General features: G+C 35.5%; 27 protein-coding genes. 23 read left to right on the top strand and 4 right to left on the bottom strand.

The window, feature by feature from the left end:
* Positions 1–198: 198 nt before the first annotated feature.
* Positions 199–369, top strand: a complete 171-nt coding sequence (locus tag ACFSO7_RS03855) for a hypothetical protein (protein WP_377875461.1) — start codon at positions 199–201, stop codon at positions 367–369.
* Positions 370–415: 46 nt separating this feature from the next.
* On the opposite strand, the gene ACFSO7_RS03860 is transcribed toward ACFSO7_RS03855, so the two are convergent.
* Positions 416–1,813 carry a hypothetical protein gene (locus ACFSO7_RS03860; RefSeq protein ID WP_377875462.1) on the bottom strand — a complete coding sequence of 466 codons (1,398 nt, stop codon included), beginning with the start codon at positions 1,811–1,813 and terminating at the stop codon, positions 416–418.
* 242 nt (positions 1,814–2,055) lie between these two features.
* On the opposite strand from ACFSO7_RS03860, the gene liaF reads away from it, so the two are divergent.
* From liaF to ACFSO7_RS03875, 3 genes are read left to right on the top strand one after another with little or no spacing between them, the layout of a single operon-like run.
* Positions 2,056–2,868 (top strand): cell wall-active antibiotics response protein LiaF, encoded by an 813-nt coding sequence (liaF, locus tag ACFSO7_RS03865; protein WP_377875464.1) that lies wholly within the window; start codon positions 2,056–2,058, stop codon positions 2,866–2,868.
* Between the two features lie 10 nt (positions 2,869–2,878).
* Positions 2,879–3,931, top strand: a complete 1,053-nt coding sequence (locus ACFSO7_RS03870) for a sensor histidine kinase (RefSeq protein ID WP_377875466.1) — start codon at positions 2,879–2,881, stop codon at positions 3,929–3,931.
* Complete coding sequence (locus tag ACFSO7_RS03875; RefSeq protein ID WP_377875468.1) at positions 3,918–4,562, top strand: response regulator; 645 nt, start codon at positions 3,918–3,920, stop codon at positions 4,560–4,562. The genes ACFSO7_RS03870 and ACFSO7_RS03875 overlap by 14 nt, the downstream gene beginning before the upstream one ends.
* 19 nt (positions 4,563–4,581) lie before the next feature.
* On the opposite strand, the gene ACFSO7_RS03880 is transcribed toward ACFSO7_RS03875, so the two are convergent.
* The gene (locus ACFSO7_RS03880) at positions 4,582–5,088 is read right to left on the bottom strand and encodes an antibiotic biosynthesis monooxygenase family protein (protein ID WP_377875470.1); all 507 of its coding nucleotides are present in this window, start codon (positions 5,086–5,088) and stop codon (positions 4,582–4,584) included.
* A 235-nt stretch (positions 5,089–5,323) separates the two neighbouring features.
* On the opposite strand from ACFSO7_RS03880, the gene hemE reads away from it, so the two are divergent.
* The 9 genes from hemE (at position 5,324) to ACFSO7_RS03925 (ending at position 16,298) form a co-directional block, all read left to right on the top strand.
* Entirely contained in the window at positions 5,324–6,367 is a 1,044-nt protein-coding gene (hemE, locus tag ACFSO7_RS03885) for a uroporphyrinogen decarboxylase (RefSeq protein ID WP_377875472.1), read from the top strand.
* A 35-nt stretch (positions 6,368–6,402) separates the two neighbouring features.
* Positions 6,403–7,335, top strand: coding sequence for a ferrochelatase (hemH, locus tag ACFSO7_RS03890; RefSeq protein ID WP_377875474.1), 933 nt, complete (start codon positions 6,403–6,405; stop codon positions 7,333–7,335).
* 34 nt (positions 7,336–7,369) lie between these two features.
* Positions 7,370–8,809: a protoporphyrinogen oxidase gene (gene hemY, locus ACFSO7_RS03895; RefSeq protein ID WP_377875476.1), complete on the top strand. Its 1,440-nt coding sequence runs from the start codon at positions 7,370–7,372 to the stop codon at positions 8,807–8,809.
* Between the two features lie 123 nt (positions 8,810–8,932).
* On the top strand, positions 8,933–9,505 hold the full coding sequence (locus ACFSO7_RS03900; protein WP_377875478.1) for a TetR/AcrR family transcriptional regulator: 573 nt from the start codon (positions 8,933–8,935) through the stop codon (positions 9,503–9,505).
* Between the two features lie 77 nt (positions 9,506–9,582).
* Positions 9,583–11,787: a YhgE/Pip family protein gene (locus ACFSO7_RS03905; protein ID WP_377875479.1), complete on the top strand. Its 2,205-nt coding sequence runs from the start codon at positions 9,583–9,585 to the stop codon at positions 11,785–11,787.
* A 137-nt stretch (positions 11,788–11,924) separates the two neighbouring features.
* Positions 11,925–12,659, top strand: a complete 735-nt coding sequence (locus ACFSO7_RS03910; protein ID WP_377875481.1) for an MBL fold metallo-hydrolase — start codon at positions 11,925–11,927, stop codon at positions 12,657–12,659.
* A 14-nt stretch (positions 12,660–12,673) separates the two neighbouring features.
* A complete protein-coding gene (gene lplA, locus ACFSO7_RS03915) occupies positions 12,674–13,663 on the top strand; it encodes a lipoate--protein ligase (RefSeq protein ID WP_377875483.1) in 990 nt (329 codons plus the stop codon).
* A 208-nt stretch (positions 13,664–13,871) separates the two neighbouring features.
* Positions 13,872–15,431 (top strand): fatty acid--CoA ligase family protein, encoded by a 1,560-nt coding sequence (locus ACFSO7_RS03920; RefSeq protein ID WP_377875485.1) that lies wholly within the window; start codon positions 13,872–13,874, stop codon positions 15,429–15,431.
* Positions 15,432–15,521: 90 nt separating this feature from the next.
* A complete protein-coding gene (locus ACFSO7_RS03925) occupies positions 15,522–16,298 on the top strand; it encodes an enoyl-CoA hydratase-related protein (protein ID WP_377875487.1) in 777 nt (258 codons plus the stop codon).
* A 131-nt stretch (positions 16,299–16,429) separates the two neighbouring features.
* Here ACFSO7_RS03925 and ACFSO7_RS03930 read toward each other — a convergent pair whose 3' ends face one another.
* Positions 16,430–16,624: an alpha/beta-type small acid-soluble spore protein gene (locus ACFSO7_RS03930; RefSeq protein WP_377875489.1), complete on the bottom strand. Its 195-nt coding sequence runs from the start codon at positions 16,622–16,624 to the stop codon at positions 16,430–16,432.
* 273 nt (positions 16,625–16,897) lie between these two features.
* Here ACFSO7_RS03930 and ACFSO7_RS03935 point away from each other — a divergent pair, with 273 nt between their 5' ends.
* From ACFSO7_RS03935 to ACFSO7_RS03960, 6 genes are all read left to right on the top strand, one after another.
* The gene (locus tag ACFSO7_RS03935) at positions 16,898–17,887 is read left to right on the top strand and encodes an ABC transporter substrate-binding protein (protein WP_377875490.1); all 990 of its coding nucleotides are present in this window, start codon (positions 16,898–16,900) and stop codon (positions 17,885–17,887) included.
* 122 nt (positions 17,888–18,009) lie between these two features.
* Positions 18,010–19,041 carry an ABC transporter permease gene (locus tag ACFSO7_RS03940; RefSeq protein ID WP_377875492.1) on the top strand — a complete coding sequence of 344 codons (1,032 nt, stop codon included), beginning with the start codon at positions 18,010–18,012 and terminating at the stop codon, positions 19,039–19,041.
* Positions 19,016–19,807, top strand: coding sequence for an ABC transporter ATP-binding protein (locus ACFSO7_RS03945; RefSeq protein ID WP_377875494.1), 792 nt, complete (start codon positions 19,016–19,018; stop codon positions 19,805–19,807). Before ACFSO7_RS03940 ends, ACFSO7_RS03945 begins: the two co-directional genes overlap by 26 nt.
* Before the next feature lie 141 nt (positions 19,808–19,948).
* Entirely contained in the window at positions 19,949–20,686 is a 738-nt protein-coding gene (locus tag ACFSO7_RS03950; protein WP_377875496.1) for an AzlC family ABC transporter permease, read from the top strand.
* Positions 20,687–20,696: 10 nt separating this feature from the next.
* Positions 20,697–20,981, top strand: a complete 285-nt coding sequence (locus tag ACFSO7_RS03955; RefSeq protein ID WP_377876442.1) for an AzlD domain-containing protein — start codon at positions 20,697–20,699, stop codon at positions 20,979–20,981.
* A 136-nt stretch (positions 20,982–21,117) separates the two neighbouring features.
* Entirely contained in the window at positions 21,118–22,389 is a 1,272-nt protein-coding gene (locus ACFSO7_RS03960) for a M48 family metallopeptidase (protein ID WP_377875497.1), read from the top strand.
* Positions 22,390–22,515: 126 nt separating this feature from the next.
* On the opposite strand, the gene ACFSO7_RS03965 is transcribed toward ACFSO7_RS03960, so the two are convergent.
* Positions 22,516–22,752 (bottom strand): IDEAL domain-containing protein, encoded by a 237-nt coding sequence (locus tag ACFSO7_RS03965; protein WP_377875499.1) that lies wholly within the window; start codon positions 22,750–22,752, stop codon positions 22,516–22,518.
* 176 nt (positions 22,753–22,928) lie between these two features.
* Here ACFSO7_RS03965 and ACFSO7_RS03970 point away from each other — a divergent pair, with 176 nt between their 5' ends.
* The 4 genes from ACFSO7_RS03970 to ACFSO7_RS03985 all read left to right on the top strand — a co-directional run bounded on the left by ACFSO7_RS03970 (position 22,929) and on the right by ACFSO7_RS03985 (position 26,802).
* Positions 22,929–23,513, top strand: coding sequence for a competence protein ComK (locus ACFSO7_RS03970; protein WP_377875500.1), 585 nt, complete (start codon positions 22,929–22,931; stop codon positions 23,511–23,513).
* Positions 23,514–23,971: 458 nt separating this feature from the next.
* Positions 23,972–25,033: a ribosome small subunit-dependent GTPase A gene (gene rsgA, locus ACFSO7_RS03975; RefSeq protein WP_377875501.1), complete on the top strand. Its 1,062-nt coding sequence runs from the start codon at positions 23,972–23,974 to the stop codon at positions 25,031–25,033.
* A gap of 152 nt (positions 25,034–25,185) precedes the next feature.
* Positions 25,186–26,133 (top strand): LCP family protein, encoded by a 948-nt coding sequence (locus tag ACFSO7_RS03980; RefSeq protein WP_377875503.1) that lies wholly within the window; start codon positions 25,186–25,188, stop codon positions 26,131–26,133.
* 48 nt (positions 26,134–26,181) lie between these two features.
* Positions 26,182–26,802, top strand: coding sequence for a TVP38/TMEM64 family protein (locus tag ACFSO7_RS03985; protein ID WP_377875505.1), 621 nt, complete (start codon positions 26,182–26,184; stop codon positions 26,800–26,802).
* Positions 26,803–26,812: the final 10 nt, after the last annotated feature.

Genomic DNA, 26,812 nt, shown 5'->3' on the forward strand with positions numbered 1-26,812 from the left:
AATAATTATATCATGATTTAGTAAATTCTACGGTTTAAGGTGAAAGTAATTATATTTTGATGGAAAAAAGTGGAGTAAGGTTAATGGGATTTTCCTAATTCTTTGTTCGTTTTTTTTGATAAAATAAATATGTAAGATAGCTAATATACAAAGGTAGAAAACAAAAAATATTTATGTTTAGCATCTAGGGGTATCTATATGAAATGGCTGATTATTTGGGCACCACTACTCGAATTAATTCTTGGATTCTTAATTTATATTAGATTTGCAGAAAAAGTAAAAGATGTAGCGTATATGGTTCTTATACAAATCATTATTTACTTTGTTTTAATGAATGGTTTACTACTATACGGTGTATTATCACATTAAAAGTGGATCTTAAAACAGATCCACTTTTTAATAATTCACTTGCAATTTATATTAAAAACATAGCAACAATCGTCGTTACAACTAATCCTATGGCCACTGGTTTTAAATTTCTTCTAGCTAATTCAAATGCATCAACATTACAGATGGCTGCTGCAGGAATGAGTGCCCAAGGAACAAGGGTTCCACCTCCGACCCAAATTGCAGCGATCTGACCTAAAGCTGTTAATGTAGCAGCTCCTGCTCCTAGAGCTGTTGAGAATAGTTGGGCAACCGATCCAGCTAGAGATATTCCAGAAAATCCTGATCCATCTAAACCGGTAATAGCACCGACTGAAGTTAACGTGATTGCTGCAACTTCTTGGTTAAGTGGTACAACATTTGCTAATGCAATACCTAAATCATTTACTATTCCTTGTGATGCTTTCGGTAAATATTCTCCTACGATTGTGTTAAAGCCTGCATCACCTAAATAGAAGAAGGCAGCGATTGGAATAACAGGACCAAACACTTTAAATCCAAATTGAAAGCCTTCTATTAAATAACTAGTTGTTTTTTCAAGACCTTTGCTTTTATGAGTTATCATTGTAATTAAAGCAAGAATAAAAATCGATGTTCCTCCAATTAGTGCAGTTGCATCACCGCCTTGAAGATCAAAAGCAAACATCGCTGCTACATCTAAAGCAAATAACAGAGGGATTAATAGTGCAAAGAATCGCTTCTGATTTAATGAAAGTAATGAGGAATCCTCGCCTTGCTCACCAAAAACATGGTTATTCTCCAAACTCTCTACCTTTAAAATTCCTTTTTTTATATCACGTTTCAGGAAGTAAAAAGCTGTGATTGTAGTGACTAAACCCATAGTAAACACTAGGGGAATACTTGCTTGGATGACTTCATTGACAGGTAAACCAGCGGCATCTGCGGTCAGCTTCGGTGCTGCTTGAATGATAAAGTCACCTGATAAGGCGATTCCGTGACCGAATAAGTTCATTGCCATTGCCACGCCTAAAGCTGGCAATCCAACTCTTATAGCCACTGGCAATAACACAGCCCCTAATAAAGCAACAGCTGGGGAAGGCCAGAAAAACCACGAAATGACCATCATAAGGATCCCAATCGTCCAATAAGCTAGTGTGGAATTACGGATTAATTTTGAGAAGGGTGAGATCATAACATCGTTTATTCCTGTTGATGTTAACGTTTTACTCATGGCAACAATAATAGAAATAACTAGTATCGTTGAAAGTAATTCTGAAATTGCATATATAAAACTATTAAAAATGCTACTGACGGAGTGACTGACTGAACCTGTGGCTGCTATGGCGATTAAGAAAATACCAATAATACATATGAGAGTAGTATCTCTTCTCATCACCATAAAGCCGATAATAAGTGCGATAAACAAGACGTAAATCCAATGTATGGCAATTAAATCAACTCCCATAAAAATCCTCCTTTAGTCCGATTGAAGTTAGGGCATTCGCCCTTTCGGGTGTATTACACAATATGAAGTTTGAGATAATTGGTGAGGAGTGACGAAAGAAAAATATCCGTCTGTAGACGGACAAAAAAACGTCTGAAGAATGTCCTATTATTATGGATAACAATTAAAATAAACTTATATGAAATTCAAAAAGGTATTTCTGTGAAGTTATAGAATTGTAAAGTGTAGAAAGAGGGGATTATATGCGTCAATCGATGAATCAAATCGTCTTTGCGGCCATTCTTCTATTTGTCGGTATTTTTCTATTGTTAATGAATGTTGGTGTCATTTCCTTGGAAATAAAAGAACTTATTGTCGAATCCTATCCTTTCATCCTCCTGTTATTTAGTCTATTTTTATTGATGAAAGCATTGACGAAGCAAAGGAAAGGTAGTTTATTTTGGGGAATATTTTTACTGGTTTTTTCTACCATGTTAGTTTTAAATAATTTTAAAATTATCTCCTTTCATATTAGTGACTTTTGGAAACTGTGGCCTGTATTAATTATTTATAATGCTATCCTTTTGTTGTTGAGAAAAGGGAAAGTCAAAGTAATCTTCCGTTCTGAACTCCCTAATAAAATTTCTATGCAAAGTAATATGGATGAAATTGGTAAATATCAAGACCTCAAATATTCAAATTCTGAAAAAAAAATAAGAGGCTTCTCCATTGGAGACGTAGAGATGAAAAAATCAAATTGGTCACTTGAACCAATGAATCTCTATAATACGATTGGTGATTATTTTATCGATTTTAGCAAAGCATATATTCCGGAAAAGGAAACTCCGATCCTCGTTCAAGGCTGGATTGGTGATGTTAAAATGCTAGTCCCCGATGATGTAGCTGTAAAGGTTGAAGCGAAAGTGAAAATCGGAGATATTCGTATTTTCGATATTCGCTCAAGTGATATTAATCGGCAATTGGTTTATCAAACTCCTGAATATGATGACTATATAAAAAAATTAACTATTCGAATTGAATTGAAAATCGGTTCCGTTCGTATCGATAAAGTTTAGGAGAGAAGAAATGAAAAGATTTCATAACCGTTTTTGGTTTTTTCAAAGCTTTATCATGTCAGGATTTATTAGTGCGTTAATCTTTTTTGTTGGCTTACAAGGTTATCTCTTTTTTGCAAAGAAACCAGTTATTTCTATCAACATCTCTTTTTGGCTTTTTTTCTACATTTTAGCTATTCAGATCATCGTTGGCGGTTATTTTGGATTGAAGAATAGTACTTTTTTAAAGGGGCAATTTGGGGATATCCATTTATTCATTTCAGGATTGAAAAGCGGAAAGCTTTCTGACAGAATGAATCGATCTGAAAATGAAGAGATGGGTCCGATTGTAGAAGAATTAAATCAACTTGCTGTTTACTTAGAGGAACAGGCATTTTCGATTCAAAGAATGGCGGATGAAAAGGTTTCTTTAGCTCAGTCAGCCCATACAGCAGCTGTTATGGAAGAAAGACAACGTCTTGCAAGGGACTTACACGATGTTGTTAGTCAACAATTATTTGCTCTAAGTATGCTTTCATCTGCTACTTTAAGATTAATAGATAAGCAGCCGGAAAAAGTAAAAGAACAAATTACTGAAATTGCTGATATCGCCATAAAAGCGCAAGGGGAAATGAGAGCATTACTACTTCATTTAAGACCCGTACAACTTACCGAGGATTCTTTATGTGAGGGAATCATAAAACTGATTAAAGAATTGAAAGAGAAAACAAAACTTGAATTTCAAGCAAGTATTGATGAAATCGAAGATCTTTCAACAGCTGCTGAGGAACATCTTTTTCGTATCATACAAGAAGCACTTTCCAATATTCTACTTCATTCGGAAGCGAGTAAGGTGAAAATTACTTTGGCGGAAAGAGAACATGATATTTACCTATATATATCGGACAATGGACGTGGGTTTGATCCATCAAAAGACCGATTTGCTTCGTATGGCTTAAAAACGATGCGAGAACGATGTGAGGAAATTGGTGGTGTTTTTAATATCCGTTCAAAGGCAATGGAAGGAACTTATATTGATATCAGAATTTTAAAAAAGGTGAGGGAGAAGGATGCAAGAAATTAAAGTTGTCGTTGTGGATGATCATGATATGGTTCGTAAAGGTATTATTTCTTATTTATTAACAGAACCTAATATTTCTGTTGTGGGAGAAGCAAGGAGTGGAACAGAAGGAGTTAAATTAGTAAATAAAGTAAAACCCGATATCGTATTAATGGATCTATTAATGGAAGATGGGAATGGTATTTTAGCTACGAAGGAAATTTTAAAAAGTCTTCCTAACTGTAAAGTCATTATTATTACTAGCTATTACGATGATCAACAAGTATTCCCAGCACTTGAGGCAGGGGCTTTTAGTTATTTACTAAAGACAGCATCAGCTGATGAAATTGTTCAAGCTATCTATAAAGCTATTAAAGGTGAAACAATTATTGAACCAAAAGTAGCGAATAAAATGTTAAATCGTTTCAGGCAAAATGATCGTAAGCCACATGATGAATTAACGGATAGAGAATTAGATGTTTTAAAGTGTTTAGGAGAAGGGATGACCAATCAAGAGATAAGTGAAGATTTATTCATCGGAATTAAAACAGTAAAGACACATGTTAGCAATATTTTAAGTAAATTAAATGTGACAGATCGAACACAAGCTGCCGTCTACGCCAATAGAAATGGCATATTAAAAAATAGTAAATAGGGATGGATATTTTCCATCCTTATTTGCTATTTTCTTCTGTGTAAATAAAGTACGTAGTGATATATGGTGGCATAGTAAATAAATTGGACTTTGTATTAAATTCACCATTTCCTGGAATTTGGGAGTGTACATTCGAATTCTTCCAGTTTTGATATGATTTCTCGTTTTCCCATAATGTAAAAATGATATAAGTATTGGAGTTTAATGGCTTCAAAAAACGAATCGCTTTAAATCCCGGCATCGATTCTGTTAATCGTTGTCGATTTTTTACTTGATATTCGAATACAGGCTTCCCTTCATCTGCTATCGAGATATTATTCATCGCTACAAACCCCTTATGATTTAGCTGTCCATGCGAATCTATCACTTCATATTTCCTTGGTGCTTGAAAAAAAGTAGAACCATTTGTCTCATGAACGAGTAACGCATGTTCATTGTTTAGCATGAGAACCATATTTTCTTTAGAAAATTTTCTTTGCGTAATCTTTAAAAATTCCAGAGTTCCTGCTGTAATAAAAATATTCACTGCTTTACACCTCGATTTTTGTGGGATAATTTTAAATACACTAGAAAAAATTTGAAAAAAGTGATGCTAAATACGACTGTTTTATGACAATTACGGCTGTTATCTATACATAGCTAGTTCAAAAAAGCTATATTTGATACAGAATGAATATTTCCGTGCCTATAGATTCTAATTTTTACTTTAATATATTACAATGATAGGCAGACATGCTATAGAAGGGTGGATAAATTTTATTATGACTAAAAAAATAAATGAAACATTTTTGAAAGCAGCTAAGGGAGAAAAAACAGATTATGTACCTGTTTGGTATATGCGACAAGCAGGACGCTCACAGCCTGAATATCGAGCAATAAAAGAAAAGTATTCATTATTTGAAATTACTCATCAGCCAGAACTATGTGCTTATGTAACTAAATTACCGGTTGATCAGTACGATGTGGATGCTGCGATTCTATATAAGGATATTATGACACCACTGCCAGCTATCGGTATGGATGTAGAGATTAAATCAGGCATTGGCCCTGTCATTTCTAATCCACTTCGTTCCTTAGCAGATGTGGAAAAATTAGGTGAGATTCATCCAGAACAAGATGTACCGTATGTTCTTGATACCATTAAGTTATTAACACAGGAACAATTATCTGTTCCTTTAATTGGTTTTGCAGGTGCACCGTTTACCCTTGCAAGTTATATGATCGAGGGGGGCCCATCGAAAAATTACAATAAAACAAAGGCGTTTATGTACGCAGAACCTAAAGCTTGGTTTGCCCTAATGGATAAGTTAGCTGAAATGACGATTACATATGTCAAAGCTCAAATTAAAGCGGGAGCCAAAGCGGTTCAAATTTTTGATTCTTGGGTTGGTGCATTAAATGTGGCGGATTATCGTTATTTTATAAAACCAGCCATGCATCATATTTTTTCTAGTTTAAAGGAAGAAAATGTTCCACTTATTATGTTTGGAGTGGGGGCAAGTCATCTTGCATTAGAATGGCATGATCTTCCTCTAGATGTTGTTGGTTTGGATTGGCGTTTACCTATTCAACAAGCAAGAGAAATGGGCATTAAGAAAACAGTACAAGGAAATCTAGATCCATCGATCTTACTTGCTCCATGGGAAGTAATAGAAGAAAGAGCAAAAGCGATCATTGACCAAGGGATGGCAGAACCTGGATACATCTTTAACTTAGGTCATGGTGTCTTCCCAGAAGTAAGCCCTGACGTATTAAAGAAATTAACCACTTTTATTCATGAATATTCAGCTTCTAAAACAAAATAAATAATGCTTCTTAGTCAAAAAAATGAGGTGTAGATGTGTCAAAAAAGAAAATGGGATTGCTTGTGATGGCTTATGGAACGCCATATAAAGAAGAAGATTTAGAAAGATATTATACACATATTCGAAGAGGCAGAAAACCTTCAGATGAAATGGTGGAAGAGCTTCGTGAACGATATGTCGCGATTGGTGGAATATCACCTTTAGCAAAAATTACGACAGAGCAGGCAAAAAGCTTAGAGACATATTTAAATGATAGTCAAGATGAAATTGAGTTTAAAATGTATATTGGACTAAAACATATAGAACCATTTATTGAAGATGCGGTTGCGCAAATGCATAAAGATGGGATTAAAGAAGCAGTGAGTATTGTTCTTGCCCCACATTTTTCTACTTTTAGTATCAAATCATACAATGGTAGAGCAATGGAGGAAGCAGAGAAATTGGGCGGACTTGAAATAAAATCCGTTGAAAGCTGGTATAAGGAGCCTAATTTCATTGATTATTGGGTAGAAAAGGTGAAAGAGACTTTTTCAAAAATGCCAGCTGAAGAGCGAAATAATGCTTCACTTATAGTTTCAGCACATAGTTTACCAGAAAAAATTCTTTTATCTGGTGACCCGTATCCAAACCAACTTCAAGAAACAGCAGATTTAATCGCTGAAGGTGCTGGGGTTAAAAATTATGCAGTTGGTTGGCAGAGTGCAGGGAATACACCAGAACCATGGCTTGGCCCAGATGTTCAAGATTTAACGAGGGACTTGTATCATCAACATGGATATAAGGCATTTGTTTATACACCAGTTGGATTTGTTTCTGATCATTTAGAGGTTTTATATGACAATGATATTGAATGCAAAGCTGTAACAGATGAAGTAGGAGCAAACTATTATCGACCAGAAATGCCTAATACAGAGCCAAAGTTTATTGAGGCAATGGCTTCAGCTATTTTTAAATTAATTCGTAATTAGGATAAATAGAAAATAAAAAAGAAGGCGACTTAAAATGGAGGATACCAAAAAAGTAGTTGTGATTGGTGGGGGAATTACTGGGCTTTCTGCTGCATTTTATTTGCAAAAGGAAGCTCGTGAAAACAATTTGCCCTTAGATATTAAACTAATTGAGGCCTCACATCGTCTTGGCGGGAAAATGCAAACCGTCGTACAGGATGGGTATACAATCGAACGTGGTCCTGATTCTTTTTTGGGTAGGAAACAGAGTATGTCGAGATTAGTTAAAGCTGTAGGTTTAGAGGATAAGCTCATTAGCAATACTTCAGGTAAATCCTATGTTTTAGTGAATCAACGACTTCACCCAATGCCTGGAGGAGCGGTCATGGGAATTCCTACTCAAATTGCTCCTTTTATAACGACAGGCTTATTTTCGGTACCAGGTAAGCTGCGAGCCGCTGCTGACTTTATTTTACCGAAATCAAATGAAAAAGAAGACCAGGCATTAGGCGCATTTTTTCGAAGAAGATTAGGAGATGAAGTGGTAGAAAATCTTATCGAACCCCTTCTTTCAGGAATCTATGCAGGTGATATTGACCAATTGAGCCTAATGTCAACCTTCCCGCAATTTTATCAAGTCGAGCAAAAATATCGTAGTTTGATATATGGAATGAGGAAGTCTACTCCACCTAGACCAAAAATATCTCCTTCTGAAAAGAAAGAAAAAGGAATCTTCCTTACTTTAACGACTGGGCTTCAATCTTTGGCTGACAGAGTAGAAGAATTACTAGAGCCACATTCTGTATTAAAAGGATATAAGGTGGAAGAAGTAGTAAAACATTCTGATCAAAAATATAGAATTGAATTAAATAACGGGGAAATATTGGATGCTGATTGTATTGTTGTAAGTGTTGGTCATCAAATAGCTCAATCTTTGTTTTCCAAATATGAATTTTTTAATGTCTTTAAAGAAATGCCATCTACCTCTGTTGCAACAGTTGCGCTGGCATTTCCAAAAGAAGCTATTTCAAAGGATATTGAGGGGACAGGCTTTGTTGTATCAAGAAATAGTGATTATACGATAACAGCCTGTACATGGACTCATAAAAAATGGCCTCACTCAACTCCTAATGGAAAAGTTCTCCTTCGTTGTTATGTTGGACGTGCAGGAGACGAAGCAGTCGTAGATTTATCGGACGATCAAATTACGAAAATTGTATTAGATGATTTGAAAAAAACAATGGATATTTCGATGGAACCTGAGTTTTCGATTGTTACTCGTTGGAAGGAAGCTATGCCGCAATATACGGTGGGACATAAAAAACGAATAGAATCTGTTAATCAAGGTTTAAAGACTGAACTTCCAGGGGTATTTTTAGCTGGAGGATCCTACGAAGGATTAGGACTTCCAGATTGTATCGACCAGGGGGAAGCAGCTGTAAAAAAAGTATTAAGCTATTTAAAGGTAAGCGAAAAAAATGTTGTAACCATGTAAATTTTGTAGAGAGTGAACAAAAGGTCACTCTCTTTTTATTGCATTATGCATTAGAAAGTGCTATATTTCTAAATGTAAACTAATTGACCAAAATGTTCATTTGGTCAGAAGGTGAGGTGAGACATGTCCATTGACCGAAAAAAATTGATTTTAGATGCAGCTACAAAATCATTTTCTTTGTTTGGTTATAAGGCAACTACAATGGATCAAGTGGCAAAGCTAGCAAATGTGGGTAAAGGAACAATTTATACTTTTTTCAAAAATAAAGAGGAGCTCTTTGATGAAATCATCAAGGGCCTTATACAAGAAATGAAATTTGCCGCAGAAGAACCATATGACAATTCACTGTCATTTCACGAAAACGTTCATCAATCATTACTTAGGATTCTAGAATTTAGAAAAGAACATCAATTGACAATTAAGCTTTTTCAGGAAGAGAAAGAAATGGGTACTCCAACCGTAATCGAGGTAATATCTACACTTGAAAAAGTCGTATTAAATTACGTGAAGGAAAAAGTAGCACTAGGGATAAAACGTGGCGATATTAAGGAATGCGATCCCGAATTAACGGCTTTTGTGATGCTGAAGTTATATATTTCATTAATATTTGATTGGGAAAAGGACCACGAACCTCTAGATAAAGAACAGATTTTAAAATTATTCCAGCAATATATTTTTGATGGATTATCCAAATAGGAAATCCTTCTTTTTTGGATAAAAATGACCAAATGAATAATTTAGTCAGTATAAATTAAATGGGGGAAAAAACATCTATGAAAAATCAATTGTTTAAAAAGGAGCTATTAGCGATTTTTAAAAATAAAAAGCTATTAATTCCTATTTTAGCCGTTCTATTTATTCCCGTTTTATATTCAGGGATGTTCTTATGGGCCTTTTGGGATCCTTACGATCATTTGAAGGATCTTCCTGTTGCTATTGTAAATAATGATCATGGGGCAGATTTCGAAGACGACAAGCTTACACTAGGTAAGGATTTAGTCGATAAATTGAAGGAAAGTGATGACTTTCACTTTATATTTGTTGATAAAGAAATAGGAGTGAATGGGTTAAAAAATCAAGAATATTACATGCTTGTTGAAATTCCCGAAAATTTCTCGGAAAATGCAACGACATTATTGGATGATAGTCCACAAAAGCTATCCTTAATCTATAAACCAAATGAAGGCTATAACTTCCTTTCAGCCCAAATTGGTTCAACGGCTATAGAAAAAATTAAGTCATCTTTATCAGAAAAAATAACGGAAACCTATTCTGAGACAATTTTTGATAAAATAAAGGATCTTTCAAACGGTATCGCTGAAGCAAGTGATGGTGCTAATAAATTATATGAAGGTTCACTTAAACTAAAAGATGGTTCAACAGATTTGCAGGATGGATTAGCGACATTAGCAGAAAAATCCATTGAATTTAACGAAGGTATTATGAAAATTGATAATGGAGGCAACGAGTTAAATTCAGGTGTAGGTAATTTGTCAACCGGTATGTCTTTACTCGACGAAAATTATCAAAAGCTTGAGGATGCTTCGTCAAAGCTTGTGTTAGGCAGTGCAAAAATTCAAGATGGATTTCAAAGTGCTGTAGCAGGTATAGATGAATTAAAAGGGAAAACGCCTTCACTTATCGCTGGAACAGAACAGCTAGAAGGGGGAGCAACCAAATTAAGCTCATCTGTTAACCAATGGCAGACTGGAGCTAATGCGACTGCTGTCGGTGCAGAAAAAGTAAGTGCCGGTTTAAATGCCTTGAATCAGCAAATGGAACAATTATTGGCAAATAATACAACAATTCCGGCTGAGCAAAAAGTAGCTCTTCAAATGACAATGAAACAGCTTTTAGTCGGAAGTCAGCAAGTGGCTGCTGGAACGAGTCAATTATCTGAGAGTGCAAAGAAAATCGACGAAGGTTCAACAGCTCTTGCAATGAATTTAAGTAAATTAAAACAAGGTGAGTTACAGCTTCTTCAAGGGGTCAATCAATTAGCCGCTGGATCAAGCCAACTCAATAATGGGCTTGGAGAATATGTTAGCGGACAAAAACAATTTCATGAAGGAGTAACATTATTCGGAACCAAATTATCAGAAGCAAAGGCTGGTTCTACTGAACTTGCTAATGGCTCAAAGCAGCTATCCTCTGCACTTAACAAGCTAGCAGAAGGTTCACATGCATTACAAGATGGAGTTGGAAAACTTAAAGATGGTTCCGAAAAATTAAATGAAGGAAATATTGAGCTTTCATCTGGAGCGAATGATTTAGCGACAGGCCTTACAGATGGAGCAGAAGAAACATCGAAGTTTAAACCAACAGAAAAAACAAGTGAAATGATGGGAAGTCCTGTTGAGATAAAAAATGAAAAAATCAATAAAGTGCCGAACTATGGTACAGGATTTGCACCATATTTCTTATCATTAGGATTATTTGTCGGAGCACTATTACTTTCAATTGTTTTTCCTCTAAGGGAGCCGGCAGATGTTCCAAAAAATGGCTGGAGCTGGTTTATTAGTAAGTTTGGTATTTTAGCAGGAATTGGTGTGATTCAAGCATTAATTGCAGCTGCTCTGCTTCTATTTGGACTTGACTTACATGTCGAGAGTATACCTTTATTCCTATTATTTGCAATTATTACAAGCATAACATTTATCGCTCTTGTCCAAATGTTAGTAACAGTTTTAGGTGACCCAGGACGTTTTATTGCGATCATTGTCCTAATTTTACAATTAACAACAAGTGCTGGTACTTTCCCATTAGAGTTAATTCCCAATGCATTACAACCGATAAATGCCATATTACCGATGACTTACTCAGTGAGTGGCTTTAAATCTGTTATTTCAAGTGGTGATTTTAATTTTATGTGGCAAAATGCCTCCGTTTTATTTGGATTTTTAGGTTCTTTTATGATTTTAACGTTTAGCTATTTTAATTTTAAACATAAACGTCAATTTGAAGTCTTAAGTAAATAAAATTGTTAAAGATAAAAACCAGCCACAGTGGCTGGTTTTTATCGATTTTGAGCTTAGAATGGTAACATTGTGTGAGAATGCGTGAAAAAAATCAGCAAATTAGATATATTGAAGATAGTTGAATGGAGGGTAAATGAATGAAACTTACGGTAATTGGTTTTTGGGGTGGCTATCCAAAGAAAAATGAAGCAAGTTCTGGATATCTTCTTGAGCATAACGGCTTTCGTCTATTAATTGATTGTGGAAGTGGTGTTCTGTCAAAATTGCAAAATTTTTTGCAACCTGAGGAACTTGATGCAGTAATCTTATCCCATTATCATCCAGATCATATTGCTGATATTGGTGTGCTTCAACATGCTAGGCTAATTCAAGGATTTTTGGGCAAGAAATTTGGTTCACTTCCTATATACGGACATGGATTTGATCAACAAGAATTTGCGAAGCTGACATACAAGGAAATCACTCATGGTGTGGTGTACAAACCTGATCAGCCCCTATCCATAGGACCGTTCGAAATGAAGCTTATGCAAACGAATCATCCAGTTCCTTGCTTTGCGATGCGAATAGAAGCTGAGGGAAAGGTTTTCGTTTATACCGCTGACACATCTTTTAAACATGAGTTTGTTCCTTTTAGCAAGGGAGCTGATTTATTGCTTTGTGAATGTAATTTTTATGGAAATCAAAATGGGCAGAATGCTGGTCATATGACGAGTAACGATGCTGGAAGACTAGCTGTAGATGCTAACGTGAAAAATCTTATACTGACACATTTACCCCATTATGGAGAATTAAATCAACTTATCGTCGAAGCAAAAACAATGTTTAATGGGCCAGTATTTTTAGCTAATGAAGGATTAACTTTTCAAATTTAAAGGAGTGTTTTGAAGTGCTATTTATTGATAATAAAGGAATTACGGATCCACGAATTAACCTTGCCATTGAAGAGTATGCTCTGAAAAATTTAGATATTAATGAAACGTATCTTTTGTTTTACATAAATGAACCTTCAATTATTATTGGGAAAAATCAAAATTCGATTGAGGAAATCAATACGGACTATGTGGAGAAAAATGGTATTCATGTTGTTCGTCGCTTATCTGGTGGAGGTGCTGTCTACCATGACCTAGGAAATTTAAACTTTAGCTTTATTACAAAAGATGATGGTGAGAGCTTCCATAATTTTAGAAAGTTTACGGAGCCTGTTATAGCGGCGCTGAAAAACTTAGGGGTAAATGCAGAATTAAGCGGAAGAAATGATATTTTAGCAGAGGGGCGAAAGATCTCAGGCAACGCCCAATTCTCAACTAGAGGGAGAATGTTTAGTCACGGGACGCTATTATTCGATTCAGAAATTGAACATGTTGTCTCGGCTTTAAATGTTAAGAAAGATAAAATTGAATCAAAGGGAATTAAATCAATTAGGAGTCGTGTGGCTAATATTTCCGAATTTTTATCAGAGAAAATAGACATTCAGGAATTCCGGAGCCAGCTTCTTAAAAACATTTTCTTTGAATCAAATGATATTCCAGAATATGTTTTAACGGAAGAAGATTGGAAGAAGATTCATGAGTTATCCAAAGAAAGATATCAAAATTGGGACTGGAATTATGGAAAATCTCCTAAATTTAATCTACAACATTCCCATCGTTTTCCTGTCGGCCAAATCGATGTTCGATTGGAAGTGAATAAAGGGGTAATCGAAAACTGCAAAATTTACGGTGACTTCTTTGGAGTCGGAGATGTTAATGAAATTGAAACATTATTAAAAGGGATAAAATACGAGAAATCCTTATTAGAACAAGCTATTGCAGAAATCAACATCCCACACTACTTCGGCAACATCACAAAACAAGACTTCATCAATTTAATCTATTAACGCACTGGGGGTAAGCCCCCAGTGATTTAACGAATTAACGTGGTGGGGGACTGACCCCCGCCACGTTAATTCGTTAAAGGTAGTTTTATTTTTGGCTTTTCTCTTGTGTAGATAATTTTCTTTCAATATAATATATTTAGAAAATTTTTTTAGTTATGAAATGAATGAGTATTCATTCAATTAATATTTTGAGAAAAGGGATGGGAATATGAATTTATCAATGCAGCTTCACTTAACAGCAAGTTCATTACCTCAAAAACCAGCATTCTACTTTTCAGATCAATCAACAACCTATCAACAGTTAGATGCAGCTGTAACTAAGTTTGCATCAGGATTAGAGAAATTAGGGGTCAAACAAGGAGATCATATTGCTCTCTTATTAGGGAACTCACCATATTTTGTCATTGGTATGTACGGGGCACTTCGTCTTGGGGCAACCGTGATACCGATTAACCCTATTTATACTGCAGATGAAATTAGCTATATCATTAAAAATGGTGATGTGAAAACGGTTATTGCTTTGGATTTATTAATACCTCTTATAGATAAAATGAATCCCTTATTAGTAAATGTAGCAAATTACATCATTTGTGAAACACCGAAGGAAGATAACCAATCGCTTCCAATTGAATCACTAACTGTTTATCCCAAATTGAAATCGTTTTCAAATGTTTTAGAAAGTGGTCAGCTTGATTTTGCTGAACCAGAATTAAATGATGAAGATGTAGCTATTATTCTCTATACTTCAGGAACGTCAGGTAAACCTAAGGGGGCTATGCTCACACATAAAAATCTTTATTCTAATGCGAAAGATGTAAGCGATTACTTGAGAATGAGTGAATCTGACAGAGTTGTCACAGTATTGCCTATGTTTCATGTGTTCTGTTTAACGGTTGCGCTAAATGCACCGTTAATGAACGGGGCTACATTGCTGATTGTTCCTAGATTCAGCCCTATAGAAATTTTTGCCCTTATTAAAGAATACGAGGCTACTGTTTTTGCAGGAGTACCTACTATGTACAATTTTCTATTTCAATTGCCTGACACTGACCCGAAAGATATTCAATCATTAAGATTATGTATTTCTGGTGGAGCATCAATGCCTGTCGCACTTTTGAAAAATTTCGAAAAGAAATTTAATGTGGCTATTTCTGAAGGCTATGGTTTGTCTGAAGCATCTCCTGTTACATGCTTCAACCCGCTTGATCGTCCACGAAAGCCAGGATCCATTGGAACTTCAATCGTAAATGTTGAAAATAAAGTGGTCGATGAACTAGGTGTTGAGGTGCCAGCTGGAGAGGTTGGAGAACTAATTGTCCGTGGTCCCAATGTGATGAAAGGGTATTATAAAATGCCAGAAGACACAGATGCAACGATACGAGATGGCTGGCTTTATACAGGTGACTTAGCGAAGATGGATGAAGAAGGTTATTTTTATATTGTGGACCGTAAAAAAGACATGATCATTGTCGGTGGCTATAATGTTTATCCACGTGAGGTCGAGGAAGTATTATACAGCCATCCGGAAATTGTTGAAGTGGCTGTTTTAGGAGTTCCAGATATAAATTTAGGGGAAGCTGTTAAATGTTATGTTGTTTGTAAAAATCCAGACTTATCTGAGGCTGACTTACTAAAATACTGTTCAGAGCACTTAGCGAAATATAAAATTCCTAGTACAATCGAATTCCTTGAAGAGTTACCAAAAAACACAACAGGAAAGATTTTACGGAGAGCTTTAAAAGATAAGGTACTTGAAGAAATAAAGTAACCAGTCCCAACTTCTAATTTTTTCATAAAGGATTATTGAAAAAAAAGTAGAATTATTTAATCGTAGATGATTGATAAGGGGACGAGATTTTTGGAAAACATTTTATTAGATATAAAGCAGCATATTGCGTTTATAACGATTAACCGTGAGGACTCGCTAAATGCCTTTAATTATGAAACTTTAAAGGAATTGCAGGACTCTGTAGAAAAAGTACGTGTAAATCCCGAGGTACGTATTGTCATTTTTACAGGTACCGGTGAAAAAGCATTTAGTGTAGGTGCAGACTTAAAGGAACGTAAAACTTTAAGTAATGAAGAAGTTAAGCGAAATATTTATAAGATCAACGAAGTATTCAATGCAATTGATACTCTTCCACAACCAACTATTGCTCTTATGAATGGTTACGCATTTGGAGGCGGAATGGAGCTCGCTTTAGCATGTGATTTTCGTATTGTTACGGAAAAAACATTATTAGGACTAACAGAAACAAGTTTGGCTATTATTCCAGGCGCTGGTGGAACCCAAAGGTTACCGAGACTCATTGGACAAGCAAAAGCGTTAGAATTAATTTTAACAGCTAGACGTGTTTCTTCTGAAGAGGCATATAAGTTTGGACTTGTTAATCAAGTCGTTCCACGAGAAAAATTACTGGAAACTGGATTGGATTGGGCGAATTTGATTTTGCAAAATGGACCAGTCGGGGTACAACAAGCGAAATTTGCAATTAAGCAAGGAATGAATGTTGATTTAGCTACTGGGCTTCAAATTGAACGAAAAGCATATGAAGTGACCATTCCTACGGAAGATCGCATGGAAGCGTTGCAAGCATTTAGTGAAAAGCGAAAGCCTGTTTTTCAAGGGAAATAGGGTCTAATAGAAAGCAATTCAATGTAGTGGGCTACATTTGAATTGCTTTTTATTTAGAAAGTCGTGGTTATGTGTTTAAAAAAAACAAACAGGAGACCCTGAAATAGGGTCTCCTACTCTGGAAAACAACATTACTTTCCTTGTTGCTCTCTAAGATGTTGCTCTGCGATGGCAATAAGACGCTTCGTCATTTCTCCTCCAACAGAACCGTTTGCTCGTGCGGTCGTATCTGCACCTAGTTGTACTCCAAACTCATTGGCAATCTCTTCTTTCATTTGATCTAGAACATTTTCAGCTCCAGGAACCAATAGTTTGTTTCTGGCCATGATACATCACTCCCGACGAAAGTATTGAGCATGTTATTCGCTCATCTATAAGATAACCGCATTGAAAAGGTTGGATACAAAATTATTGTAGGATGTTTTTTTTAGTGTTAAAAGGACATTTTTTGAATTAAGAATGTACCAACTGTATCAATTTATAATGAATTATTAATTTTCAAAAAAGTATTGCAATTGTAAATGTTTTTTTCGTATAATTTAGTGCATAAAAGCATAAAAGCGTTTAAGTATAAAAGTGAGAGAGTGTGGGGGATAAAAATGATTAAAGGACTTAAGAGGTTAGCGGTTTTAAGTGTCATTGGGTCCATTGCGTTAAGCGGATGTGGGAAGGATAAAGGTGATCCTAATGGGTCTGAAAAAACGAAAAGTTTTACGATTGGGGTTACTCAAATCGTTGAACATCCTTCTCTAGATGCAGCCTTTAATGGTTTTAAAAAGGCGTTAGAAGACCAAGGTGTACAAGCAGACTATGATGTTCAAATTGCTCAAGGTGATCAAAATAATAATCAAATGATTGCAAATAACTTTGTTGGTGATAGCGTAGACTTAATATTTGCCAATTCAACCCCTAGTGCTCTTGGGGCGTTAAATGCGACTAAAGATATACCTATTGTATTTACTTCTGTAACAGATGCAGTTGGTACAGGTCTTGTTGAATCGATGGAGAAGCCTGGTGGAAATGTAACTGGAACAACGGATACACATCCAGATGCCATTCCAAATTTGGTTAAATTCATACAAAAGTATTTTCCAAATAGTAAAGTTGGAGTTATATATAATTCGGGTGAACAAAACTCGGTTGCACAAATTGATTTAGTTAAAAAAGAGATGAAAAAGGCTAATGTAAGACTAGAGGAAGCCACTGTTTCTACTTCTTCTGAAGTGAAACAAGCAGCAGAATCTCTCATTGGAAAAGTAGATGTATTTTACATTATTACAGATAATACTGTTGTTTCGGCTTTGGAATCGGTAATCCAAGTAGCCAATGAGGGTGATGTTCCTTTATTTGTAGGTGAACTTGATTCAGTTAAAAGGGGTGGATTTGCTGCCTATGGATTTGACTATTTTGATATCGGTTATGAAGCTGGAGAAATGGCAGCGAAGGTTCTTACAGAGGGGAAAAAGCCGTCTGAGCTACCTGTACAGTATCCACAGAAATTAAAGCTACAACTAAACAAAAAAGCAGCCGAAGAAATGAACATCCAATGGAAAGAAGAATGGAACAATCTAGGTGAAACAATAAAATAGAAAACATATTCATTAACGCGTTAAAGCACTGGGGGTCAGTCCCCCGGTGAGGCAACGCGGTGAAGTGTCGGGGGACTGACCCCCAGCGCTGTGCAGTGTTAAAGTGGGGAAGGGGGATGTGTATGTCGACGGCAATTTTTGGTGCATTTGAGTCTGGGGTTATTTATGCAATTATGGCTTTGGGCGTTTACTTATCTTTTAGAATATTAGATTTTCCGGATTTAACGGTGGATGGAAGTTTTGTAACTGGAGCGTCAGTTGCTGCTGTATTGATTGTTAATGGGACTAGTCCAATGATCGCAACACTAGTAGCCCTTTTAGCTGGTTTCTTAGCTGGATGCATGACTGGATTGTTACACACGAAGGGTAAAATTAATCCCTTATTGTCAGGGATTCTCATGATGATTGCCCTTTATTCGATAAATTTGCGAATTATGGGAAAATCGAATATTCCTTTACTTCAAGAAGAGACGCTTATTACTTGGATTTCAAAACATTGGAAAAATCTTGGATTAGATGAGGGGATCCAATCTACTCTATCTGCTATTGGTCAGTCAAGCTTCATTCCAAAAACATGGGCTATTATTATAACTATGAGTTTACTAGTTTTGGCTATAAAAATAGGGGTAAATTGGTTTTTAAAGACTGATATTGGATTGAGTATTCGAGCGACAGGTGATAATGAAACAATGATAAGGAGTTTCTCAGCTAATACCGATTTTCTAAAAATATTGGGTCTTGGAATGTCAAATGCCCTTGTTGCTCTTTCAGGGGCAATAGTCGCCCAGTACAATGGATTTAGTGATGTCGGCATGGGAATCGGGATGATTGTTATTGGTCTTGCTTCTGTTATTATTGGTGAAGCTGTATTTGGAGCAAAATCTATTGTAAAAGCAACTTTCGCCGTTATTGGTGGCGCCATTTTATATCGATTGATCGTGACACTTGCTCTTAGAGTAGACTTCTTGGAAACGGGCGATATGAAGATGATTACCGCCTTTATTGTTATTTGCGCTCTTGTTATACCCAAAATTTGGGGACAATTTAAAGACAATCGAAAGAAGAAAAAAAGGCTACTATCAACCAATTCAAATTTAGCGTATGCCGTAAAGAAGAGTGGTGAAAAGCTTGCTGCAGCTGAATCAGATTTATAAAGTATTTAATGAAGGAACAATGGATGAAAAAATTGCCTTAAATCATTTAAACTTATCGATGAGTCAAGGTGATTTTGTTACGATAATCGGAAGTAATGGCGCAGGAAAATCTACTCTATTAAATTTAATTGCAGGAAAACTTATCCCAGATTTAGGGGAAGTGATAGTAGATCGAAAAAAATTAACTTTAATTAAAGAACATAAAAGAGCAAAATTTATCGGTCGAGTTTTTCAAGATCCAATGGCTGGAACAGCCCCGACTCTAACAATTGAAGAAAATATGGCCATTGCTTACACACGGACAAGAACACGTGGTTTCTCTTTAGGAGTTTCTAAAAAAAGAAAAGCCTTTTTTAAGGAAAAGCTTGAGACCCTTCAGTTAAATTTAGAAAATCGTTTAACCGCGAAGGTTGGGCTATTATCGGGTGGTGAAAGGCAAGCATTGTCCTTATTGATGGCTACTTTCACCGATCCTAAAATTCTATTATTAGATGAACACACTGCTGCTTTAGATCCTTCGCGGGCTGAACTTATCACATCATTAACAAAGAAAATTGTCGAAGAAAATAATCTAACAGCTATTATGGTTACCCATAATATGCAACAGGCTATTGAGTTAGGGAACCGTTTAATTATGATGGATGGTGGAGAAATTATTTTCGAAGCAGATAAAGAACGTAAAGAAAAACTAACAGTTGAAAACTTATTAAAAGAATTTCAACAAATTCGTGGGGGATCGATCTCTGACAGAGCAATACTTTCATAGGAAGCATGGGGTTGGCATATGTTAGGCCACCCCCTTTTTCTATCCTCATCATACTCCTAGTTGTGAATCAATTGAAGAAAATGTATAATAATTTATTAATCTATTAATCTATTAATGTTAGAAACCGTGGTGAAAATTGAAATGACGGAAATGGCAATGGAACGACATTCTTCAGATTTTAAAAGAGGGATTCAAGCAGGTATCAGTATTGCAATCGGGTATTTTCCTATCGCTCTAACATTCGGTTTGCTTGCGAAAACAACAGGATTATCTATAGGAGAAACTGTGATGATGAGTCTAATCGTATTTGCGGGAGCCTCACAGTATATTTCTTTATCTCTTCTATCGTTAGGGACAGGAACATTTGAAATCATTCTTACTACTTTTATTGTGAATATTCGTCATTTTTTAATGTCGGCTTCCTTGAATGAAAAAGTGGAAGAAGATCATACTTTTTTTAAAGTTCTTTACTCATTTGGAATAACGGATGAAACCTTTTCGGTTGCCGCAACTAAAGAAGGGAGTGTGTCTACTGGGTACATTTTTGGAGTAATCTCCATTTCCTATGCTAGTTGGGTAGTGAATTCTGCTATCGGTCATCTTGTCGGCGCCAGTCTTCCGAAAACATTACAAGAAAGTATGACAGTTGCCTTATATGCCATGTTTGTGGGCTTATTAGTTCCATCTATGAAAAAAAATAAAAAAGCTATTTACTTAGCAAGTGTAGCAGCCGCTTTTCACACGGTGTTTACATTCGCAAATATCTTATCTACAGGATGGGCTATTGTACTGGCAACGATTTTATCAGCTATTATTATAGAAATAGTAGAAATGCTAAAAACAAAAAGGAGTAAAGGGGGAGCTCCTTTTGAAGATTGAAATTCTATGGATGATAATTGGGATGGGGATTGTAACTTATTTACCCCGAATGCTTCCGTTTGTTTTATTTAAAGGAAAGGAACTTCCTTCATTCTTTCAAGGGGTTTTAAAAAATGTTCCATTTGCAACGCTTGGGGCACTCATTTTTCCAGGGATTCTATTGATTCAAGAAGATATTTGGTACGGAGTTTTAGGAGCAGCTACAGCCTTCATAACAGCCTATCTTGGTGCAAATGTAATTGTTGTTGTACTTAGTTCCATAGCTGTTTTAACAATTTACTCCTATTTCGTATAATGTAAGAAGTCGGTCTTTTTGATCCGGCTTTTTATTCATTTTAAGACAGCATCAATGCTTTTTTTATCTCCTTGTTCTAAAAAATATATTTTTAACTAAACTTAAATAAGAGGGTGGACAAGAGGGGGTATCAAAAATGGTTAGGAAAATGGGTGTTTATGCAATTATTGCCTACACCTTATATGGATTGTTTTTTTATTGGTATTTATTTTATTTTGCTGATTCAAGTCTTCCGTTTGAGTTTGAAGGCTCTAAGGCAGATCCAGCAACGTTTTTAAATGGAAGGGAGTTAATGCTAAGCGAAGAGTACTCAAAAACAAGAAATTTATTGTTCTTTCTATCCACTCCATTTGAATGGCTATTTTATTTTTTAGTTTTAATTTTTGGCCTTTCAAAAGCTTTTAATAAGTGGTCACAGCAGACAACAGCATATCCCTTATTACAAAAAGCAATTTACTTAATTTGGCTTTCGATTTTTGCATTTGCAGCAACATTTCCACTAAGCTACATCAGTTATTCTTTATCGAAAACATACAATATTTCAACACAAACCTTCACTTCTTGGATGAAAGATGAACTGATTGATTTTTGGGTCAATTATGGAATGATGCTGATTATTGTCTGTGTGCTCTATTGGTTAATCAAGAAAAGTAAAAAGCATTGGTGGCTATACGCTTGGTTTTTATCCATCCCATTCACTTTGTTTTTAATGTTTGTACAACCAGTCATTATTGATCCTTTGTACAATGATTTCTATCCATTAAAAAATAAGAAGTTAGAGACTCAGATTTTGTCATTAGCTGAAAAAGCAAACATCCCAGCGGAACATGTTTACGAAGTAAATATGGCTAAAAAGACGAATGCTTTAAATGCGTATGTGACAGGAATTGGCTCAAATTCGCGAATTGTTCTTTGGGATACTACCCTAAATCGTCTCAATAACGATCAAATTCTCTTTATCATGGCACATGAAATGGCTCACTATGTGGAGAAACATTTGTATTTTGGAATAGCGGGTTATTTGCTTCTATCTTTGTTCGGTCTATATTTGGTGAACCGTATTATGGAATGGATGATTAACAGATGGGGAGAGGAATTGAAAATTCCAAGCAAGTCTGATATTCGTTCATTGCCATTGTTTTTAATGCTACTCTCCATATTTATGTTTACTGCCAGCCCACTTTCTAATTTTGTCTCTCGTTATCAAGAGTCAAGGGCTGATCAGTATGCGATTGAAATGACAAAAAATCCTGAAGCGGCCATTACTTCTTTCCAAGAGCTTACACGGTCTGGATTAAGTCAAGTGAACCCACCGTTATTAGTGAAAATCTTCCGTTATGGCCATCCGACCATGCTTGAAAGAATTTCAAGAATTGAACAATTTGAAATAGATAATAAGGGAAAGTGAACAAAAAAAAAGGCTTACTTGTTCAGATTGTTTATTTCTGAATCAGTAAGCCCTCTTTTTATTAAGCGGATTTTTACGATTGTTGAATGACATTATATCCTCCATATTTTTAAAAATTTACTTCACCTATGTTCCAAAACATTTATTAAGCTCGTTTAATTGCTGCGATAATTGCATAAATTTGACTTTATCACGTTTATCAATCGCTGAATCGATACTAAGTTGAAGTTTTTCTTTCTTTGTCCGGAGTTGAATTTCTCTCAAGAACATTTCGATATACAAGTTTTGAACAAATGCTTCTTTTTCGTTTTGTCTATTCATAGCACCGGACTTCATTAAATCTGTGTAAGACTTATCCTTCATGTTCATCACCCCTGATGCTTTTTTATATTATATGGAATTAGGAAAGTAAAATCAACCAATATTTTTAAATTTTCTGAAAATATTTTTATGTCAATTTTCGTAACTTTTTCCAAAAAAATATAATAAATAAATTTCGAATGTTATGATAACTTTATATTGGAAAGGGGTTGAATAGGTTGAAAGATAAATTTATTGAAGAGTACGAAATTAATCCGTGTACAATGTTAATCATTCCGCATGTTTACGGCAGCAAAATTTATTCTAAAATTATCGAATTGGAGGATGAAATCATTTCACCATTTAAACCAATTGATATTATTAAAGCAAGTTGCGAATTTTTTGGATCTAGCTATGAAGGGCGCAAGAATGGAAGTAGACGATTGATCGGAATTACGCACAAAGCCCCCATTGCGATTGACCCCACAAATTCGATTTATTTCTTTCCAACTACTTCTTCTGTTCGTCCCGAGTGTATTTGGGTATCACACGAACATGTTTTACACCATCGTCGTTCAGACTCTAATATTACACATGTTACATTCCGTAATAAGGAAACTTTCGGGCTTCCTATTTCAGCTAGATCATTTAATAATCAACTCATTCGAACAGCTCATTTAAGGACAAAATTAGCACAAAGAATGAGTGAAATGGAAAGAAAAACCTACTTCTATCTTCACACTCCAAAGTTCTTGACGGCATTAGAAAAAAGGGATGAGTATGAAGAAAACAGGAAAAAGCGAAGCACTCACTTATTTGATTGAAAAATAAATAAGAGTATGTCTCAATTTTTAAAAAAATAAATAAATTAGGTTTACATTTTAAAAAAACTAGCATATACTAAAATCAACTAATTGAAAGGTGGGTGACGTGTAATGACAAATTTAATTGGATTAACTCTCATTGTTGAATATCGTTGCATAGCCCACAAGTACGGTTTATAAAGTTATTTAGAACAGTTTGGAGAAATAATTATTCCTTTAGAATGTTTATTTATTCCTTCATTTCTTTATGCTTACTTAAAACCATGGGCTATGTGTGCCTATGGTTTTTTGTTATGGAAAAAAATGAAGTTGAAATTGTCTAGCTACAGGCACCATCGGCTCGAGGTCAAAAGCCAATCCGTCAAGAAGGTTAAAGAACAACCTTCTTGACGGCTCGTCTTTTGCTTGTCGCCGATAAGCAGGCACCTTTCGCTTTTCTAAAAATTGGAGGAACAAAATTGAATTTAAATTTAATCGGTATGAACCAACAAGTAAAAGAAATGTTTGCCCCGTATATTGAGCAAGGATTTACGATAGGAAGAGTAGCTCTCGAGCATAAAAGAATGTATCGGGTTTGGACAGAAAATGGAGAGCCACTATGTGAAGTTTCAGGTAAGTTTTCATATGTATCTTTTGGGAGAGAAGATTATCCAGCTGTTGGGGATTGGGTTGTTCTTCAAGAAAGAATAAATGAAAATCGAGGAACGATTCATGCAATCCTCCCTCGAATGAGTAAATTTTCTAGAAAGTCAGCAGGGAGAGTCACAGAGGAACAGATTGTTGCAGCCAATGTGGATACGATCTTTTTAGTAAATTCCTTAAATGAGGATTTAAATTTACGAAGACTTGAACGTTACTTGCTTCTCACTTGGGAGAGTGGGGCGAACCCTGTCATTATATTGAGTAAAGCAGACCTTTGCGAAAATATTGCTGAAAAGGTAATGGAGGTAGAATCCGTTGCTTTAGGAGTTCCAATTATTGCAATCAGTGCTTTAGAAAATGATGGTATCGATAAGCTTCAGGAATTTCTTCAACCCGGAAAGACTGTTGCCCTATTAGGATCTTCAGGTGTAGGGAAATCAACAATTACAAATATTCTACTTGGAGAAGAAAAGCAAACCGTCCAGGAAATTCGAACAGGTGATGATAAAGGGAAGCATACAACAACACACCGTGAAATGATTCTTTTGCCAAATGGATCGGTGTTGATAGATACACCAGGAATGAGGGAATTGCAGCTTTGGGAGAGTAATGATGGGGTATCAGAAAGTTTTTCTGATATTGAAGGTCTAACCGATAATTGTCGTTTCCGTGATTGTAAACATGAAAAGGAACCAGGCTGTGCCGTTCGTGAAGCAATTGAAAATGGTGAGCTGCCAGTAGAAAGGCTTCATAGTTATAAAAAGCTATTAAAAGAATTAGCCTATCTTGATCGAAAAGTTGATAAAAAAGCTCAATCAGATGAGAAGAAACAGTGGAAAAATATTTCGAAACAAATGAAGCATAAAGTCAAAAAATAAACAATAATTTAAAAACCTCTTCCGCGTGAAGAGGTTTTTACTGTATTTTCATCAGCTTTTCCTGTACTTTAATATAGAGGAAAAGTATCCTTATTAAGTAGACAATCAATACTAAGCAAAAACGAAAAGTTTGATGAATGGACGGGTTAAAGATGAGATCTGAGAAACATAAGAAAAAAAGGAAAAAGAAAAAGAAGCTGAGAGGAATTTTATTTATATTATTACTCCTAATTGGAGGCATTTTCGCTTATTCTTATTTCCAATACAAACAGGGGATTGAGAAATCCAGTAACGATAAAAATGTACCAGAACAAACTAAATTTGAATTTCATGGTGATAAAGATCAGTTTGGAGGAACGAATGTATTACTTTTAGGCAGCGATGCAAGGGAAAAAGGACCATCAAGATCAGATACGATTATGATCGCTCATTATCACGAGGATAAAGGTACTTTTAAAGTGACATCGATCATGCGAGACACATATGTAGATATTCCTGGTCATGGTCAAAATAGAATTAATACCGCCTTTGCTTTTGGAGGGCCAGATTTATTAAGACAAACGATTAAAGAAAATTTTGATATTGATTTACAATATTACGCCATTATTGATTTTCAAGGATTTGAGCGTGTGGTTGATGAAGCCTTCCCTGAAGGGGTAAAGGTGGATGTAGAAAAGAAAATGGACAAATCAGATCATATAGGGGTAAATATCGAACCTGGTGAACAGTATTTAGATGGTAAGCATTTATTAGGGTATGTTCGATACCGTAATGATGCAATTGGAGATTTTGGTCGAGTTGAAAGGCAGCAAAAGGTAGTAAAAGAGGTAGCAGATCAATTGACAAGTATTCAAAAAATTCACAAACTGCCAAAGCTTGTCGGTGTGGTAAAACCATTTATAAATATGAACTTAAAAACGACAGATATCTTATTCATGGGTAAAGATTTTTTATCGGGAAATCGTGGGGAAATAAAGACATTTAGAATTCCAGCGGAAGGTAGCTTTTCGCCAGAACGTATTTCAGGAGTTGGAGAAGTCCTAGCAATTGATAAGGAAGCGAATCAAAAGGCTCTTCATGAGTTTATTCAACAACCATAACGGACAAGCTTTAACTAGATTGCATTTTAATTTCAAGGGAGAAACAAGATGGATTTTGCAACGTTAAAAGAGTGGTTTACACTAGAGAATATTATGAGCTTAATCCAAGAGTATCGAGCATTGGGACCACTGCCGGGAATATTTTTACCTATGCTTGAAGCGTTTCTCCCTTTCTTACCTTTAGTTTTATTTGTCATGGCAAATGCAAGTGCATTCGGGCTTTGGGGCGGTTTTTTATTCTCCTGGATTGGCGCATGTGCAGGGGCATTACTTGTGTTTCTTCTAATCCGAAAGTTTGGTCAGAAACGAGCCTTTTCCTTTTTACAAAGGCATTCTAAGGTTCAAAAATTAATGATTTGGATTGAGCAGCATGGTTTCGGACCATTATTCTTATTACTGTGCTTTCCATTTACTCCATCCGCCATTGTCAATATTGTAGCTGGATTATCAAAAATGAGGTTCGCTCAATACATGTTAGCTGTATTGATCGGGAAAATGGTGATGATTTTTACAATCAGTTTCATTGGTTATGATATTCGCTCATTGATTACTCAACCAATTCGAACAGGAATCGTAGTTGGTATCATATTCGTTCTCTGGTTCGTTGGTAAAAGGATAGAAGGAAGATTAAATAGAAGATCTGATCAAAGAAAAATAATGCAGGAATAATAAAAAAGCG

The sequence above is a fragment of the Bacillus sp. CGMCC 1.16607 genome (assembly GCF_042683745.1).
In the GTDB taxonomy this organism is placed as follows: domain Bacteria; phylum Bacillota; class Bacilli; order Bacillales; family Cytobacillaceae; genus Pseudoneobacillus.